The following is a 17,470-nucleotide window of genomic DNA, read 5'->3' on the forward strand; positions in this document are numbered from 1 at the left end:
GCGCGGAGACATGGTCCCAGTATCGACTCCATGCTATGAAATATGGGCATGGACTGACATGATTTAGCTGGGCGCCGTGTTTACAAAACCCTTAAAATAGCTTAGGGAAGGGTGTTTTTGCTGAAAATCTTACAGACAACAAGCTGACGACCCTGCCAGGCTGATTGTTCAGATTTGCCGACGCCGTAAACTGGGCCGTCAGGAGGGGAAATGGTTAAATTTCGCCAGCTTTTAGCATCAAGGAAATCTCCTTCCGTTCAAAAAAACACCCAAAAAATAGCAACCACAGTGCGCTGGGCACTTTTGACGATTCACACTGCTCCGATAGAAAGTCGGCCTAAACCTGGAATTGATAAGTAATGGTCAGTAACAAAGCTACCTCTGACATAGTCGGCAAGCTCTGGAGCCTCTGTAATATCCTTAAGGATGACGGTGTAACATTCCATCAGTACGTCATTGAGCTGACCTACCTGCTTTTCCTAAAAATGGCCAATGAAACTGGTTCAGATACGCATATACCGCAAGGTAGTCGATGGAAGGATTTGGTCGCAAAAGCTGCTCCGGTTCGCTTAACTCATTACAAGCTGCTACTCGTAACTGTAGCGAATAGTGGGTCTAAACAAGTTAAAGAGATTTTTGCAAATGCCAGCACCTTCATAAAAAAGCCTGCCACTCTATCCTCGCTCGTAACTGAGATCGATAAGCTCGATTGGTACAGTGTTCATCGTGAAGATTTAGGTGATCTATATGAGGGGCTCTTAGAGAAAAATGCAAATGAAAAAAAATCCGGTGCAGGTCAGTATTTTACCCCGCGAGTACTGATTGACAGTATGGTCGCTGTTATGAAACCTAGCTTAGCTGACGTGATACAAGATCCCGCTGCTGGAACAGGAGGTTTTTTAATAGCGGCCAATCACTATTTACGAAAAAACACAGATTTTGAAGCGTTGACAGAGCGCCAGCAACAAAAATATCGTAAATCCACATTTACCGGAATGGAGCATGTTCAGGATACTCATCGTTTAGCCCTAATGAACTTGATGCTCCACGATATAGATGGCGGTATCCGCTACGGTGATACTCTGAGTCCAGAGGGCCAAGAGTTACCTCAGGCATCTTTAATTTTGACTAACCCACCTTTTGGGGCAAAAAAAGGTGGTGGGCTTCCGAGTCGTACGGATTTGCCTTTTCCGACGAGCAACAAGCAACTGGCATTTCTTCAACTTATTTACAACGGTTTGAAGCGTGGTGGGCGCGCCGCAGTTATTCTGCCAGATAATGTTCTTTTCGAAAGCAATTTGGGTTTGGATATTCGCCGTGACTTGATGGAAAAATGCAATCTTCATACTATACTTAGATTGCCAACAGGGATTTTTTATGCTCAAGGAGTAAAAACCAATGTTTTGTTTTTCACTCGCGGCAAGCGTGATAGCAATAATACAAAATCGGTTTGGGTTTATGACTTGCGCACCAATATGCCGCAGTTTGGCAAGCGAAAGCAATTGATGAAGAAACACTTTGAAGAATTTGAAATCGCTTTTGGAGATGACCCTACCGGGGAAGCGATTTCTGCGCGTCAAGATCAGGGTGATCAAGGTCGCTTCAGGTGTTTTACGCGCGAGCAGATCGCTCAGCGTGGTGATAGCTTAGATTTTTCCTGGCTTAAAGATGACCTTTCGATTAATTCAGAAGATCTATCCGAGCCAGCGGTACTCGCGCAGCAAGCAGTTAATGAGCTTGAAGCTGCATTAGTAGAGTTGAAAAATATTCTTGACGAATTGAACCTAGAGATTGAGTCATGAGTGCTCTTCCCAAAAGTTGGGCTGAGTGCCTGATAGGTGATATTGCGAAGGTTGCTGCGGGCGGTACGCCTCCATCTAAAGATAGCTCAAATTTTTGCTCTGGCGACGATGGAATACCTTGGGTTACTCCGGCTGACCTGAGTGGATATCGAGCTGTCTATATATCAAGGGGGGAGCGAAATCTTACTGATAAAGGGTTTAATGAGTGTTCTGCGATAAAAATTCCTGCAGGATCTGTCCTTTTTTCAAGCAGGGCGCCTATTGGATATGTAGCTATTGCTTCAAATGAAGTAACGACAAGTCAAGGTTTCAAAAGCTTTATAGTTCCAGATGGAATTGATAAGCACTACCTATATTACTATTTAAAATATATTAAACCTGTTGCGGAAAATCTTGCTACAGGAACTACCTTCAAAGAGCTCTCGGGCTCTGCAGCCATGAAGCTGCCCTTCGTAGTAGCGCCCAGTCGAGAGCAGGAAAGAATTGCCAAAAAGCTAGATAAGCTATTTGAGCGTATAGAGAAGTGTAGGGAAAAACTGGATCGTGTTCCTGCAATCTTAAAAAAACTTAGAGAGGCTATAGTTTCTGAGGCGGTTTCTGGTAGCCAGAAAGATACACTGCAACAGAATTCTATTATCTTAGATGATGAAGAGCGAACGTCTTTCTCTCTGAGCGAGCTTTGTGTTCTAGATCGACCTATAACATATGGTGTGATAAAACTTGGAGCTGAGGTTTCAGGAGGTATTCCGTGCCTCCGAACTAGTAATGTGCGTTGGCTTCGCATTGATCTAAAGGGAATTAAAAAAATCGCTCCTGCTGTATCTGCTGATTACTCTCGAACAATACTTCAGGGCGGAGAAGTTCTGGTTAATGTGCGAGGAACTCTAGGCGGGGTTTCAGTAGCGACAGAGGCAATGAAAGGATGGAACGTTTCTCGGGAAGTTGCAGTCGTTCCGGTGGATAGCGCTAAAGTTTATCCGGAATTTTTAGCGCTTTATATTGGATCAAAAGAAAGTCAGAGCTGGTTAGGTGGAGTAGAGAGGGGGGTAGCATATACAGGTATAAATCTTGAGGATTTACGGAATTTGCCTATAAAACTACCTTCTCTGACGGCTCAAAAAGATGCAGTCCGCCGAGTTGAAGTATTATTCTCGGCAGCGGAGCGTCTTGAGTCTCAGTATGCTATTGCAACTAGCCGTGTTGATGCACTCATACCCGCTCTGTTAAGCGCGGCGTTCGAAGGGCGACTGCTGGAGCAAGACCCCACTGACGAGCCTGCGAAAGAGCTAATAGAGCGTTTGACTCTTCAACTGAAAGAACAGAAAGGTTCCGAGTTTAAAAGTGGTCCTAGAATAAAAACGGTTTCATCGAGGAAAAGGAAATTGGATAAAAAACTAGTAAAAGATGCGATTGGTAGCTTTCCAGAAAATACTTTTTCTTTCGATGATCTCCGTGAGTTGACGTTAGGTAACTATGAGGAGTTGAAGGATATAGTTTTCGCCTTGCTTAAAGAGGAACCATTTTTTCTTAAACAAAAATTTGATGAGAAAAGTCAATCAATGTGTTTGGTGAGGGCGTCCGCGTGAAGCTCTTACGTGTGCATATTATCGCAGCCACGACTTGTGGAGGGTTATTAGATGGGTTTGATATATCGCTAAGAGACGCCTCTACCGAGCTTGAAATTTTTGATCCTATGTGTCTGATTGGGCCGAACGGTGCTGGGAAATCTCAGTTTCTTCAAGTGATCGCTGAAATGTTTCAGTCGATTTTTCACGCCGTGATACCGACTGAAGAGCGCTTAGAGGGTAATAAAGATCTACAGTTTGAGTTGGAGTATTTGATTCGCCCCGAAGGTACTAAAACAGTAGCTCATGTGCGCGTGACTAGATTGGCCGAAGGAAGGCGAAAGCCTAATTTGGTTATTCAGAAGTTGGTTGATGATCTTTGGGTCGATCAACCACTGAAAGAAGAATCTACACTTTTGCTGCTTCCTAAAAAGCTTGTGGGTTATACTTCGGGAGATAATGAAACTATGAGTCTTCCTTTCTTTCTTAGTCGGAGTGGGTATGCCGATGAAGTTGGAAAAAATGCTCTTTCTGATGATAAATCGGCAAAAGAAATTCCTGATACTCGCCTAATGCTAATTGATTACGGGACCCATTTAGAGGTGCTTGTTGCAAATCTTTTACTGGGCGAAAGTGAACATCGCACCGCGTTGCTTCAAGATGCAAGATTGGATGAGATAAACTCTTTTCGATGTGTAATACAACTCGCACATAGAGCTGTTCCAAAAATCTCTTCTAAGAAAAAATTTGGGGTGACACGTAAAGGCGTTCAGTTGACTCAAGAGCTAGAGGCTTATTTGGATCAATTGAAGCGGTGCGCTACCTCTTATAATGTTGATAGCAAAACCGAAACTTATACTTTTGATTTTTTGGTTGATGAGCAAACCAAAGCAGCATTTGGCTTTTTTTGGAAGAGCTCTCTTGATCTATACTCATCTTTCCATAAGCTTGCAATGTTAAATGATTTAGCAATTCCGAAAATAACCCGGGATCGCTTTCGTAAGGACACGAAAGCGCGCCGTTTCGCATCTCGCTTGCCAGAGCCTCAAGATGAACAGAAGGTTTTCAGATTCGAACAAGTAAATTTTATTTCTAAAGGTGGTAAAAGTATTGTTGATTATGTGTCTCTCTCGGACGGGGAGCACCAGTTAGCTCAGTTGTTAGGTACATTTTGTATGACGTCTTTCTCCAATGTGCTTTTTCTTCTCGATGAGCCAGAGTCCCACTTTAATCCCCAATGGCGCGTAAAGTTTATTTCTAGATTAAGGGACTTACCTACTTCGAATGGTCGCCGTCATGAGGTTTCCGCTGCGTCGATGCAGGATTGTCTACTCACAACACACGCACCTTTTGTTCCTTCTGATATGGCGCGAGAGAAAGTTGTTATATTTGGGAAAAATGTAGAGTCCGGGGATATCGAGTATAGGCATCCTAACGTCGAAACATACGGTGCGACATTTGATGCGATACTCGCTGAATGTTTTAATATTCGCCCGCCAATGTCCGAGGTCCCCCGCCAAGATATTAAAGAGTTAATGCAAAGCAATAATGTAAAAGAAATTGAAGAGGGGATGTCCCGATTAGGGCACTCGGTCCAAAAGGTTTTGCTGGCAGATCGGCTTCGAAGATTAGAAAAAAAAGGAGAAGTCTGACGTGCTATTTGGTTATCCTATTGCAGCTACGTCGGAAAATTGGCTTCATGACGCTTTGGTTCATATGATTGCTACTACGCATAAGAACCTAGATGAGGGGCTGCAACCTTTGCCCTGGCTGGAAATAATCCCTGTTCAGCATCTTGAAAAACTTAGACGTCGCAGAAAACTATCCGCACTTTTGGATGAGTATAGGACACATGCTTCGAGGTTAAGTGTTAATGAACGGTCTGTAATTTTTAGTACTCTGCAGGAGCAAAATAATTTTGTCGAACTGTTAGCTGGGCGGGCAGAGTGTCAGGAGAATAAAGACCTTCCTGAAATAATTCGACAGCCGATAAGAGATCTATTTGGGCAAGCCTTTATACTGCTAACAGATTTAGGTATCCGTGATAGACAGTATAAAATAATACATTCCGCGCTGAAAGTGAAAATATGCCCATTCTGTGGATGCGAGTTCTTTGATGCTCCTGGTGCAGGACGGGAAGATCTGGATCATTATTTGGCTGAGAGTAGATACCCATTCGCAGCGGTAAACCTTAAAAATCTTGTTCCTATGGGAGGGAAGTGCAATTCTAGATATAAACTTGCACAGAATATTCTTTATACAGCAAACAATGGAGGAAGAAGGGCTGCTTTTTTTCCCTACCAGTCTCCTGGACTTGAAGTTTCACTCGATACTACAAATCCAAACTCTAATGACGAAAATCAACTATTTTCCGATTGGGCAATTACTTTTGCGCAACCTTGTGAGGAAGTCGAAACGTGGGACACCGTGTTTTCGATTAGGGAGCGGTATCAGCGAGATATCTTAGATGTAGAGTTTTATGATTGGCTGTATGAGTTCTCCTCTTGGGCGAACATGGATATGGCTCCGGTTGATACTAATTATGACTTGTTGCAGTCTATAACCCGTTATGCACAATATTTGAGCGATTGTGGGTTTAGAGATAGAGCGTTCTTAAAAGCCGCAGTATTCAAGTTACTCCATAAATTGTGCAATGATGGAAATGAACGAGTTGTTTTTATTATGCGAGCGCTTGTGACTTCAGCAGCTTAGTTTAGGCGTTGACAAAGTGGTTTGAGAGGAAGCTTAGCGCCGCTGCGAGTAGATCCTAAAAATTGTCAGCGAGGCTTGCACGTAATAATCCCAATATAAATAATCTTCATTTTTTGCCAATTTATTATATAGGCTTAGTTTTGCAGAGCTTTAGTTGTAAATAATTCCGATTAACATTTGGTGCCTACAAGGCGATTAGAGCGCTTTGATGTATATAGTGTGCTCTCACGCTTTAACCAACGCTATGCCAAGCAGCTGAAGAAATTGGTTGTAGGTTTCCAGAGCGCAGGTTTTCAACCGCAGCTTGAAGTATTCGCGAAGATCAACGACGCCTACCTGGGTATCGATGGTTCAGCACGAAGGCTGCTGGCCTATCCAGTCAAAGGCGCAGAACATTATTTTCGGCTCGTTGAAATTAACTCTTGGCGAATCGTGCCGGTAGGGAAGCACAATCATCGGTTGGAGCTGCTGACCAGCAATCTTTATGTTCCTGTATTCAGCCTCGTTCTGAGGCCGACAGAGGTGCTCACTACTGAGGCTCGACTCAGTACGTTGCTTGGTACCTAGGGGCGGCCCAGGGCTACCATTTTTGAGCTTCAGCCCATCCTTCAGTAGGAGCGATCTATGAGCAAACCCGTTAGACGCAGTTCTGTACCGACAGATATCGCCCGACTGGAGCAGGCCAATGCGATGATGCGCTCGGCTAATCTGGCACTTGCCCGTGATGATGTCTCCACCCTTTCTGCTCTCGGATTTTCCCATCAGCACATCGGAGAGCTTAAGCAAAAAGGCGGTTTCCGGTCTTCTTCGATCTCGCAAAACACAAGAATGATTACACGTCTTCGCAAGGTGGGAGACGCCTATGCACAGTGACAGCACGCCGCTATCGATCGCGGCCAACGTGTTGGCGAGCACCACTATTGAATCCATCCGCCGCTCTCCGTCTTATCACGTCCGTGGCTGGCAAATACTTGATCGTTGGGCGTTTAGCTTTCCAGAGCAGCTACGTAGGTTGGAGGCGGAAGGAGAGGTCATCTTGTTGGGAAGATTGTTGGAGCAACAGGAAATCGAGCATCAACTGCTGAGCTCGCCGGCAGGGTTGGAACAGCGCAGTTATGGTCTAGCAGAGCATGAAGTCCTGGCATTACATGAGATAAGGACAAAGCTGTGAATCACCAAGGCGCCGACGGGTGTATCTCAACACCCGATACGCTTAACGGCCTCGATTATCTCAACCAAGACATTTGCGTACTCCTTGGAAAGCGCGCCTTTGCCCTCTGTGAAAAGATGCTTTTGAAGTCCACCTAGGCGCCGCAGCTCATTGATTACGTGGGAGTCAATTTTGCTTCTGGTCTGTCGCTTCAACGCGGCTGCAAGCATGAACTGACCAACGCTCATACCGCTGTCGTGGGCTTTCTCGCGCACCAGTGCGTCTTCTTCCTCGAAACAACGAATTGCCGGTAACCATCCTGTGCGTCGGCGCTGTTCGCTACGGCTCATGATCTTTCCTTTTCCAGGTGTCGGGGTCTCGGGGCTTGCCCTGAGCAGGGAAGGTAGGCAAAGCAGAGGGAGTGCAACGACTGGTGCGCGCCGGTTGTGAGTCGCCAGGGACTGGCGGTATCACAAACCCTACCTTGTCCATGTAGTTCCCTCGCGAAAATAGGTGATATCTGCAAAATCCGGATACGAAGGAGGTACAAGGAGCGTTGACAGTGAGGAGGACAACGCGGATACGACAAAAAAGCGTATTTTGGGCGATCGCGTTGATCATAAGTGCATCTGTTTGAGATGAATGCAAGACGATGAGTGGACGGTGACAGCGACGAAACAGGACAACGCCAACGGGGTGTGACTGGTAGGAATTATCGACGATGCGGATGCAGTCTCGCCTAGCCCAGAGTAATTTTTCTGACCTTTGCCGAGAGATGAAAACGAGATGCTCATAAATAAAAACTCATGATGGAAGAGAATGCATTTTGGGATATTGGTGTTGAATGCAGAGAGACGCTAAAGTCAGTTATCTGATTAAAGAGCTCAGAAGCTGATTGATGCATCGCCCCCTGAGCTTGTGTGTGAGTAGTCATGATCCTTGGAGATTTTTTATGTGCTCTTCTAGTCACTCAAAAAGTAGTTTCGCTGAGATCATGCAACTGAAGCGCTCCAATCGTGAGCAGCTGATCCATTCAATCGAGAACGCAGCTCCTGAAGACCTCGAGGCGTCTGCTCAACGTATCGAGGACGTAATGCGTCGCTCGCAGGATCCCAGCCAGCGTCGACAGCGTATTGCGCCTCCAGCGTTCAGTAATAACGATTGACACCGGCCGTTACCTGTCTGAGCTCCCTGTTGATGTCCAGGCTCCGCATGGTTATCAACAGGGAGCAAGCTCTGCTTTGGAATGCCGTCTAGATTTGGTTGAGATCTCTTCTTGTATGTCTGACAGTATGTCAGTTGAAATCAGTTTTGCGCTGACATGCCGTCACTTGAAATGAGGTCGTGCCTGCCAAACAGTCACGTGACTGACTGGCTTGTGCATAACCCTACTCTTCAGTGCTGTTGCGTTTTTGGATTGAGCTGCGGATCGACAGAAGCGTTTGGTAGATAGCAGGATTGCTATTAGCCAAATTTTCCAAATCGGCCGGGCTGATCTGAAAACCGATGTTGGTTTGGTTTTGAACGATGTGTAGGTGTTCGATGTAAATGTCCTGCCCAACCGTTTGCTTGTGGCGAAGCATGCGTTTCAGCTCTTCCACAGTGCTTTGGATCTGCGCGGGTCGATATTTCCAATGTGCGAGGGCTCGTGGTCGACCTTGGCTGTCTTTGATCGCTATCTTTTCCGTGAGCGAATATTCGTTGTACTTACGGGGACGGGTCTTGCTGATGTAGCCCTCCGCCTCGAGCGTTTTTATCTTGCGCATGACTTGGCGCTCGCTGATGCCTGCTTTCTGCGCGATGGTCTGAATCGAGGGAATCGACAAACCAGTCTTTAGGTTGCAGTGGGACTTAATCACGCAGTAAACCGCAAACGCGTCAGGGCCGAGTTTTGCGAGCTCGTGATCCACCATGGCCTGGAAGATATGAAACCAGTACGTATTGGATTGCAGATGGTCGTCTGGCGTTTGAGGACTTGGATCGCCTGATACTTCCAAGCTGCTCATTTTCGCCCCTCCACTTGGGTCTTTTTGCTAGGGCGCCCGATTTTTCTAATATCAGCGTCAAGAGGGGAGCGTGTGGATGAGGTCAGTTTTCTTTCTGCACCTGTGCGCATCCACTGTCGCAAATCACCCAGCCGCCAACGCAGGCGTGAAAGTCCTGGCACGGGCTCAAGGCCTGGCAACTTGCGCTGACGCACAGTCAGCACGCTGAAGCCTGTTAGCGCCGCGACCTCGGCTACGCCTATTAGCACGTCATCTGAAAGCTTCTGGATTTTTTGAATGGTTTCGTAATCGACGCTCATCGCTGCTGTCGCTCGGTTGCTATGGAGTACGTGCAGCTTTCGTCAATCGAGGACCGATCAACTAGGACACCTTTTTGACAGATGCGGCTGTTAGCCAAAGAATGGGTACATGCAGCCATCATCCTTTGAATCCGATATCAATCCTGAAGAAGTCTTTCAGCTCGTTTTCCGTGAGATTGAAAGTCATCAGGAAACTGGTCGGAAAAACTTTGTTGTCCGTGTTCCGGTGGATCTAGTGGAGTACCTGTTCTCCGCGATATTGCAGAAGTCGGGTATGTCGAAGGTCGCCTTGGAGCGATTGCTTGCGGAGCTCGGCATACACGGTTTCAAGGATGCAGATGGACGGATTCTGCGGCGGTATCTGAGTGGCCAAACGCGCATGGCTTGGGATACCTATCAGCGGCTGTTGTTTTGGGCTTTATCGAGGGCGTGGGTCAGCGATTGGGTTTTTCGCGACTTGCTGTTAAGGACGTATCTGCGGGAGGCGGCTCAGCTCAGTGCGCGCAATATTCTGAACACCCTCAAGCGCCGGGTATCGATCTCGGACTTAACCCGTGAGCAGGTAATCGAGTGTTTCAACGAGGTCTATCTGCTCAAGCAGCGGGAACGCGAGGAGACGGCACGAAACCGTGCTCGAACGAATTCAGAGACCAGAGAGCTGGCTCGCTCCCTGGGGCTTGAAATTATCGACTGGCCATCAAGCTAGCTTCGCCGCGAGTTCTTCTGCGGTGATGTTGTAGTAACGCTTCAACATGTTCACCTCACGATGTCCCGTCATGCTGGCAAGCTCGATTAGGTTTGGCAGCTTGGTCGCAAGGCGACAGGTGGCCTCATGGCGTAGGTCGTGGAAACGCAGGTCGAGCAGAAAATCTTCCTGGGGCGTTACCAGGGCGCGTTCGCAATCTCCTAAGTATTTCGTCCTTGCTCGCTCCAAACCGCGTGTGAAGGCCTTCTTGAGGGCGTCTGCAGTGGTGGGGAACACTCTGCCGCAAAGTGAACGCGGCAAATCCTTTAGCAGCTGAATAGCTCTCGGGGAGAGTGGGACGGTTCTTGGTAGCCCGTTCTTGGTCGCTGGAAGATGTGCGGTTTTACGATCCAAATTCACATGCTTCCAGCGCAACTCGAATAGCTCGCCACGGCGCATGGCTGTCTCAATTGCGAGTTGCACGATCGACCGTATCCAAGGATTGTGCGAAGCATCTGCATAGGTGCCATCTGCACGGCGCTCCCGAAGCTCCAAAGCGCCTAGGATGTACTGCTCCTCAATCGGGTCCAGGCGTCGCGAGCGTTCGTCGTTATAGCTAGGGCGGCTGACCATCCGCACCGGGTTCTCGGCAAGATGGATTCCCCATTCCCCATTCCCCATTCGCGGCGAGCGACCTCAATCACGCATTGAAACAATGCCAGCTCACGCTTGACCGTATTGCCCTTACGGATCTTCAGGCGCTCGTCACGGTAGCGGGCAAAGTCGGAGGAGGTGAGGGTGGCAATGATGCGCGTCGCCAGCGGATGACGCTTTAGCGCTTCCAGACGTTTGATTTCCGAATACGCGCCTTTGTGCTTCGGAGCGATCTCGGAGATGTAGCGATCTATGAGTTGATGAAAGGCGGTGCGTTCAGCCTCGACGCGAGAGACAAAAATGCCTCGGTCGATTTCGCTTTCGATCATGCGCGCCCAGGCTTGGGCATCGGCTTTAGTTTCGAAGGTTTTTCTTTGGGCTGGATAGCCCTTGCGACGGATTTGCGCTTCCCACTGATACTCACCGCGATTCCTGATTGTTGCCATTTCGACCATTCCCGCCACGTTCAAGTGTGGCAAATTTGTGGCAAAAACGACTTTCAGGGCTAGGACAGGTTTCTGTTAGGAGCGCTATCCCCTTGTAATACAAGGGAAAAAAGATGGCGCACCCGGCGGGATTCGAACCCACGACCCCTGCCTTCGGAGGGCAGTACTCTATCCAGCTGAGCTACGGATGCTTGTGCGGGCGACATCATACCCATGTCGACCTTGGGCGTCCATGCCGCTTTTCGCCCGGCCACCGGTAGGAATACGCGCCGCTGACGCCCTGTGCCGGGCATCTCGGCGCAATACGGTGGAACTCGCCCGAAACACGCTGATCAGAAAAATCGAGCAAATGCGCCGTTTTCGTTCTTTTTTTCGAACAGGCTATTGCCCTGCACCCCCATTGATCCTAGGATTCGTTTGAGATTTCAAACGCTCCTGCCTGGGTGCTGAACCGCACATTTGTCCTTTCGTGCGCTATTTACGTGCTTGCGCCCAGTGAATGATTTCCCTGACGGCAGCCCTCAAGGCGCCTTTCAACAACTCTAATTCGCTCCGCGCGTGCGCGGTGCTGTTAAGGAAAGCCGACATGCAGCTCAAAGACACCCAGTTGTTCCGCCAGCAAGCCTTTATTGATGGCGCTTGGGTCGATGCGGACAACGGTCAAACGATCAAGGTCAACAACCCCGCTACCGGCGAAATCCTCGGTACCGTGCCAAAAATGGGCGCCGCCGAAACCCGTCGCGCCATTGAAGCAGCTGACAAGGCCCTGCCGGCCTGGCGTGCACTTACCGCCAAGGACCGCGCCAACAAGCTGCGCCGCTGGTTCGAGCTGATCATCGAGAACCAGGATGACCTGGCTCGCCTGATGACCCTGGAACAAGGCAAGCCGCTGGCCGAAGCCAAGGGCGAAATCGTCTATGCCGCCTCGTTCATCGAGTGGTTCGCCGAAGAAGCTAAGCGCGTCTACGGTGATGTGATTCCCGGCCACCAGCCGGACAAGCGCCTGATCGTGATCAAGCAACCAATCGGCGTTACCGCTGCCATCACGCCGTGGAACTTCCCGGCCGCGATGATCACCCGTAAAGCCGGCCCGGCCCTGGCTGCCGGTTGCACCATGGTGCTCAAGCCTGCGTCGCAAACCCCATTCTCCGCGTTCGCCCTGGCTGAACTGGCCCAGCGTGCCGGGATTCCGAAAGGCGTGTTCAGCGTGGTCTCCGGCAGCGCCGGCGATATCGGCAGCGAGCTGACCAGCAACCCGATCGTGCGTAAGTTGTCCTTCACCGGCTCCACCGAAATCGGTCGCCAGCTGATGGCCGAATGCGCCAAGGACATCAAGAAGGTTTCCCTGGAACTGGGCGGCAACGCGCCGTTCATCGTGTTCGACGACGCAGACCTGGATAAGGCCGTCGAAGGCGCGATCATTTCCAAGTACCGCAACAACGGCCAGACCTGCGTCTGCGCCAACCGCCTGTACATCCAGGATTCGGTGTACGACGCGTTCGCCGAGAAACTGAAAGTGGCAGTGGCCAAGCTGAAGATCGGCAATGGTCTGGAAGAGGGCACCACCACCGGCCCGCTGATCGACGAGAAGGCCGTGGCCAAGGTTCAGGAGCACATCGCTGATGCCCTGAGCAAAGGCGCGACCCTGTTGGCTGGCGGCAAGGTGATGGAAGGCAACTTCTTCGAGCCGACCATCCTGGTCAACGTGCCGAAAGATGCTGCCGTGGCCAAGGAAGAAACCTTCGGCCCACTGGCGCCGCTGTTCCGCTTCAAAGACGAAGCCGAAGTGATCGCGATGTCCAACGACACCGAGTTCGGCCTGGCTTCCTACTTCTATGCCCGCGACCTGGGCCGTGTGTTCCGTGTGGCTGAAGCCCTGGAATACGGCATGGTCGGCGTCAACACCGGGTTGATCTCCAACGAAGTGGCGCCGTTCGGCGGCATCAAGGCTTCGGGCCTGGGCCGTGAAGGCTCCAAGTACGGGATCGAGGACTACCTGGAAATCAAATACCTCTGCCTGGGCATCTAAGCCCGGCAAGGCATTGTTGCAAACGCAAAGGGCACGAGAGCGCTGTCCCTTTGCGTGTTTCACCCGTTATTCGTAGTGGCCGGGAAAGCTGTGGCAGTCGATCATCGCATGCTGCCGTAGTTGCCTCCCCGCCACGTATTCCTTGGACCACGCCACCCGATGAGTGGCGAATGAGGACTTTATGAGCAAGACCAACGCATCCCTGATGAAACGCCGCGAAGCCGCTGTACCACGCGGTGTTGGCCAGATTCACCCGATCTTCGCCGAGTCGGCGAAGAACGCCACCGTGACCGACGTTGAAGGTCGCGAATTCATCGACTTCGCCGGCGGTATCGCCGTGCTGAACACCGGCCACGTGCACCCGAAAATCATCGCCGCCGTGACCGAACAGCTGAACAAGCTGACTCACACCTGCTTCCAGGTACTGGCCTACGAGCCGTACGTTGAGCTGTGCGAAAAAGTTAACGCCAAGGTGCCGGGTGATTTCGCCAAGAAAACCCTGCTGGTCACCACCGGTTCCGAAGCGGTAGAGAACGCTGTGAAGATCGCCCGTGCCGCCACTGGCCGTGCCGGCGTGATCGCGTTCACCGGCGCCTACCACGGTCGCACCATGATGACCCTGGGCCTCACCGGCAAAGTCGTGCCGTACTCGGCCGGCATGGGCCTGATGCCAGGCGGCGTGTTCCGCGCGCTGTTCCCGAACGAGCTGCACGGTGTGAGCGATGACGACTCTATCGCCAGCATCGAACGCATCTTCAAGAACGATGCCGAGCCGCGTGATATCGCTGCCATCATCATCGAGCCGGTGCAGGGCGAAGGCGGTTTCTACGTCGCGCCTAAATCCTTCATGAAGCGCCTGCGCGAACTGTGCGACAAGCACGGCATCCTGCTGATCGCCGACGAAGTGCAAACCGGTGCCGGCCGTACCGGTACTTTCTTCGCCATGGAACAGATGGGCGTTGCCGCCGACCTGACCACCTTCGCCAAATCCATCGCAGGCGGCTTCCCGCTGGCCGGTGTATGCGGCAAGGCTGAATACATGGACGCCATTGCGCCAGGTGGCCTGGGCGGCACTTACGCTGGCAGCCCGATCGCTTGCGCCGCGGCCCTGGCCGTGATGGAAGTGTTCGAAGAAGAGCACCTGCTGGACCGCTGCAAGGCTGTGGGCGAGCGCCTGGTGACCGGTCTGAAAGCTATCCAGGCCAAGTACCCGGTGATCGGTGAAGTGCGTGCCCTGGGCGCGATGATTGCGGTCGAGCTGTTCGAAGATGGCGACAGCCATAAGCCGAACGCCGCTGCTGTCGCTTCCGTGGTGGCCAAGGCGCGTGACAAGGGCTTGATCCTGCTGTCCTGCGGCACCTACGGCAACGTGTTGCGCGTGCTGGTTCCGCTGACTTCGCCGGACGAGCAGTTGGACAAAGGCCTGGCGATCATCGAAGAGTGCTTCTCCGAGCTGTGATCAAAAGTTGACCTGATCGACAAAAAACCCGCTTAGGCGGGTTTTTTTGTGCCCGATGAACGGTATTCAGCCGTTGTTCATTGTACGCAGGCGGCTCCTTTGTCTAAGGTGCTGGTATTGCCGATGGAGCGTGCTGGATGACTGCTGTTGATTTACCGGCTGTACCCCGTGTGTTGATTGCCGAGGCCGACCCTTGGTCCCGAGATCTGCTCAAGCAGGTGTTGCTGAATGTGCGCTGTGACGCACGGCTGGATGTGTGTGCCGATGGCCAGCGGGCCACCGAGTTGCTGCGTGACAAACCCTATGACCTGATCATTGCCGATTGGGAGCTGCCCGGCGTCGATGGCCTGAGCCTGCTGCGCAGCGTGCGCCTGCAACGGCGTACGCCGCTGTTGCCGTTTATCCTGCTGAGTACCCGCAACGACAGCGCCAGTGTGCGCGAAGCCTTGCCGCTGGCACCGACCGCGTACCTGACCAAACCCCTGAACATGGAAAGCCTGACCCAGCGCCTGCAGGACTTGCTGCTGAACGAAGGTGAGACGGTGTATTGCGAAGTCCCGGCCCTGGCGCCGGGCATGACCTTGCCGGTGTTTCTGGAGCGCTGCCGGGAAGCCTCAGACGGCGCGCCGCTGCGGGTCGACGTGCAGGCTGCGGTGCAACATAGCCTGGAGCCGGAGGGCCTGGACCTCAAGCGCCTGGAAGAGCAGGTGCGCATGGACCCGCAGATTACTGCCGTGTTGATCGCCGCCGCCAACAGCGCCGGCCATCACGGTTCGCCGGTACAGACCCTGGGCATGGCCCTGCACAAGCTGGCGGCGGGGCAGAGCATGAACCTGATCCTGGGGCTCGCCCTCAAGCACAACGTGGTACTGAGCGACCCGAGCCTTGTGGATTACGCCGAGCGTCATTGGCAGCTGTCCCAGCGTACCGCCGACTACGCCCGCAGCCTGGCGCGCATGCTCGACCTGGATCACGAGCGCTGCTACAGCGCCGGGATCCTCCATCGCCTTGGCGACCTGGCCTTGCTGCGGTGCCTGCAAGACTGGCTGCTGGGCGGTGGCGAACTGGATGACGAAGCGATTGGCGAGTCCCTCTACACCTTCGGCGCGGCCTATGGTTCGGCACTGCGCACACGCTGGCGCCTGCCGCTGGAGTTACGCCAGTTGATCGCGGCGATTTATTCGCTGGAGGGCGGGGTGTATTCCCGCGAAGCGCTGGTGATGAACCTGGCGGCGCAGCTGGCGCGGCTGACCGAGCATGAAGGCGTCGAGGCATTGGCGAAAGGCAAGACGGCACGCTTGCTCAAGGTGGGTTTGCCGGAATTGACGCGTATGCGCAAAACCTAGCAGGCGATGCGTGCCAGTGTGGGAGCTGGCTTGCCTGCGATAGCATCATCCCGGTACAACCAACACGCCGAGGTGCCTGCATCGCGGGCAAGCCCGGCTCCCACAGGTCATCGTGTGGCGTCAGCCGGGGAGCACGCGGTTTTTGCCCTGGCGCTTGGCCTCGTACATGGCCGCGTCAGCGCGGGCAAACAGGCTGTCCACATTGGCGTCCTCGGCGGTCAGGCTGGCCAGGCCCTGGCTGACGGTGATCGCGAAGCTCTCACCGTCGTGGCTGAAACTCAGCTGCGCAATCTCGTGCCCCAGGCGTTCGGCCACCTGCATTGCCATCTCCGGGGCACAACCGGGCAGTATGGCGGCGAACTCTTCGCCGCCAATGCGCCCGAACAGGTCGCCACGGCGCAGAACTCCCCGACCGCTCTCGGCGATACGCTGCAACACCTGATCGCCTTCCAGGTGGCCGTAGGTGTCGTTCACCACCTTGAAGTCATCGATGTCCAGCAACAGGAACGCCAGGGGCGTGCCTTGCAGGCAGGCGCGTTCAAACTCGTGGTGGGCGCACTCGAAGAAATGCCGGCGGTTGCTGCTGCGGGTCAGCACATCGGTGGTGGCCAGGCGGTGCAGCTCCAGCTCCAGCTGCTTCTTTTCAGTGATGTCTTCGGCTATGCCTACCACGATCACCGGCTGGCCGGGCTCGGCCTGCTGGTTGATGTAACACTTGTCGCTGAGCCAGCGGATCTGCCCGTCGGCGGTGATGATGCGGTACTCGCGGTCTTCCACGGCGCCGCTGTGCAGCACCTGGGCCAGGCTGTGCTCGGCGTAGTCGAGGTCTTCGGGGTGGATGCTGTTGCGCCATTCCCGATAGTCGGTCAACAACATGCCCGCCGTACGTCCGAAAACCCGCTCGTAGGCCGGGCTGACGTACAGCACGCGGCGAGTGTCCCACTCGATTGCCCAGAGCACGGCATTCACACTGACCAACAGCGAACTCAGCAGTTGCTCGCGTTCACTCAGCCGTTCCACTTCGCCCTGGGCATGCATCAGGGCCAGCAACGTAGCGGCGGCTGCCGGTCGTGGGTGTTCGAGGACGGGGGTGTCGGTGAAGGTCTTTTCGTGGACCATCGGCACAACTCTCTCTGGGCAGGCCGCGGGGTTGGGCAGCGGTCACAACAAGGGCCGCCGGGATGGCGAAGTGTTGATTGAGAGGGGGAATTTGCTGCGAAGTTCCGTTATCAGCGCCGATTAGAGGCGACCAAGAAATGGCGCCAGAAACATGTAGGAGCGAGTTTGTTGGGGGGAGGGGCTTGCTGTGGGGAAGGA

17 protein-coding genes and 1 tRNA gene are annotated in these 17,470 nt (G+C 52.5%); 11 read left to right on the forward strand and 7 right to left on the reverse strand.

Features of this window, described 5'->3' with window-relative positions; translation table 11 throughout:
* Window positions 1-359: 359 nt before the first annotated feature.
* The 7 genes from HX786_RS17595 to HX786_RS17625 all read left to right on the forward strand — a co-directional run bounded on the left by HX786_RS17595 (window position 360) and on the right by HX786_RS17625 (window position 7,250).
* A complete protein-coding gene (locus tag HX786_RS17595; protein WP_178912389.1) occupies window positions 360-1,802 on the forward strand; it encodes an N-6 DNA methylase in 1,443 nt (480 codons plus the stop codon).
* A complete protein-coding gene (locus tag HX786_RS17600) occupies window positions 1,799-3,388 on the forward strand; it encodes a restriction endonuclease subunit S (protein WP_178912390.1) in 1,590 nt (529 codons plus the stop codon). Before HX786_RS17595 ends, HX786_RS17600 begins: the two co-directional genes overlap by 4 nt.
* Complete coding sequence (locus tag HX786_RS17605; RefSeq protein WP_178912391.1) at window positions 3,385-5,019, forward strand: restriction system-associated AAA family ATPase; 1,635 nt, start codon at window positions 3,385-3,387, stop codon at window positions 5,017-5,019. The genes HX786_RS17600 and HX786_RS17605 overlap by 4 nt, the downstream gene beginning before the upstream one ends.
* Before the next feature lies 1 nt (window position 5,020).
* Window positions 5,021-6,079, forward strand: a complete 1,059-nt coding sequence (locus HX786_RS17610) for a hypothetical protein (RefSeq protein ID WP_178912392.1) — start codon at window positions 5,021-5,023, stop codon at window positions 6,077-6,079.
* A gap of 219 nt (window positions 6,080-6,298) precedes the next feature.
* Complete coding sequence (locus HX786_RS17615) at window positions 6,299-6,646, forward strand: hypothetical protein (protein ID WP_178912393.1); 348 nt, start codon at window positions 6,299-6,301, stop codon at window positions 6,644-6,646.
* 57 nt (window positions 6,647-6,703) lie between these two features.
* Window positions 6,704-6,952 (forward strand): hypothetical protein, encoded by a 249-nt coding sequence (locus tag HX786_RS17620; protein WP_178912394.1) that lies wholly within the window; start codon window positions 6,704-6,706, stop codon window positions 6,950-6,952.
* Window positions 6,942-7,250 carry a hypothetical protein gene (locus HX786_RS17625; protein WP_178912395.1) on the forward strand — a complete coding sequence of 103 codons (309 nt, stop codon included), beginning with the start codon at window positions 6,942-6,944 and terminating at the stop codon, window positions 7,248-7,250. Before HX786_RS17620 ends, HX786_RS17625 begins: the two co-directional genes overlap by 11 nt.
* A 26-nt stretch (window positions 7,251-7,276) precedes the next feature.
* Here the strand turns inward: HX786_RS17625 and mobA are convergent, their stop codons facing one another.
* From mobA to HX786_RS17640, 3 genes are all read right to left on the reverse strand, one after another.
* Complete coding sequence (mobA, locus tag HX786_RS17630) at window positions 7,277-7,579, reverse strand: plasmid mobilization protein MobA (protein ID WP_178912396.1); 303 nt, start codon at window positions 7,577-7,579, stop codon at window positions 7,277-7,279.
* 1,038 nt (window positions 7,580-8,617) lie between these two features.
* Entirely contained in the window at window positions 8,618-9,235 is a 618-nt protein-coding gene (locus tag HX786_RS17635) for a helix-turn-helix domain-containing protein (RefSeq protein ID WP_178912397.1), read from the reverse strand.
* Window positions 9,232-9,534 (reverse strand): AlpA family transcriptional regulator, encoded by a 303-nt coding sequence (locus HX786_RS17640; protein ID WP_178912398.1) that lies wholly within the window; start codon window positions 9,532-9,534, stop codon window positions 9,232-9,234. The genes HX786_RS17635 and HX786_RS17640 overlap by 4 nt, the downstream gene beginning before the upstream one ends.
* A 109-nt stretch (window positions 9,535-9,643) precedes the next feature.
* Between HX786_RS17640 and HX786_RS17645 the strand changes: the two genes are divergently transcribed.
* Entirely contained in the window at window positions 9,644-10,240 is a 597-nt protein-coding gene (locus tag HX786_RS17645; RefSeq protein ID WP_178912399.1) for a hypothetical protein, read from the forward strand.
* Here HX786_RS17645 and HX786_RS31930 read toward each other — a convergent pair.
* The 3 genes from HX786_RS31930 to HX786_RS17655 all read right to left on the reverse strand — a co-directional run bounded on the left by HX786_RS31930 (window position 10,232) and on the right by HX786_RS17655 (window position 11,510).
* Window positions 10,232-10,678 carry a site-specific integrase gene (locus HX786_RS31930; RefSeq protein WP_256735308.1) on the reverse strand — a complete coding sequence of 149 codons (447 nt, stop codon included), beginning with the start codon at window positions 10,676-10,678 and terminating at the stop codon, window positions 10,232-10,234. The two genes, HX786_RS17645 and HX786_RS31930, sit on opposite strands and share 9 nt — an antisense overlap.
* Window positions 10,679-10,779: 101 nt before the next feature.
* Window positions 10,780-11,328, reverse strand: a complete 549-nt coding sequence (locus HX786_RS31935; RefSeq protein ID WP_256735309.1) for a hypothetical protein — start codon at window positions 11,326-11,328, stop codon at window positions 10,780-10,782.
* Between the two features lie 105 nt (window positions 11,329-11,433).
* Window positions 11,434-11,510 (reverse strand) — tRNA-Arg (locus HX786_RS17655).
* Between the two features lie 395 nt (window positions 11,511-11,905).
* Between HX786_RS17655 and gabD the strand changes: the two genes are divergently transcribed.
* The 3 genes from gabD (at window position 11,906) to HX786_RS17670 (ending at window position 16,153) form a co-directional block, all read left to right on the forward strand.
* Window positions 11,906-13,348 (forward strand): NADP-dependent succinate-semialdehyde dehydrogenase, encoded by a 1,443-nt coding sequence (gene gabD / locus HX786_RS17660; protein ID WP_003218155.1) that lies wholly within the window; start codon window positions 11,906-11,908, stop codon window positions 13,346-13,348.
* A gap of 181 nt (window positions 13,349-13,529) precedes the next feature.
* Window positions 13,530-14,807 carry a 4-aminobutyrate--2-oxoglutarate transaminase gene (gabT, locus tag HX786_RS17665; protein ID WP_003218153.1) on the forward strand — a complete coding sequence of 426 codons (1,278 nt, stop codon included), beginning with the start codon at window positions 13,530-13,532 and terminating at the stop codon, window positions 14,805-14,807.
* Between the two features lie 137 nt (window positions 14,808-14,944).
* On the forward strand, window positions 14,945-16,153 hold the full coding sequence (locus tag HX786_RS17670) for an HDOD domain-containing protein (RefSeq protein ID WP_178912400.1): 1,209 nt from the start codon (window positions 14,945-14,947) through the stop codon (window positions 16,151-16,153).
* 120 nt (window positions 16,154-16,273) lie between these two features.
* Here the strand turns inward: HX786_RS17670 and HX786_RS17675 are convergent, their stop codons facing one another.
* Window positions 16,274-17,272 carry a sensor domain-containing diguanylate cyclase gene (locus tag HX786_RS17675; RefSeq protein ID WP_177122939.1) on the reverse strand — a complete coding sequence of 333 codons (999 nt, stop codon included), beginning with the start codon at window positions 17,270-17,272 and terminating at the stop codon, window positions 16,274-16,276.
* Between the last annotated feature and the right edge of the window lie 198 nt (window positions 17,273-17,470).

Origin of the sequence: Pseudomonas sp. 21615526 (assembly GCF_013386245.1) — a bacterium.
Classification (GTDB): Bacteria; Pseudomonadota; Gammaproteobacteria; order Pseudomonadales; family Pseudomonadaceae; genus Aquipseudomonas.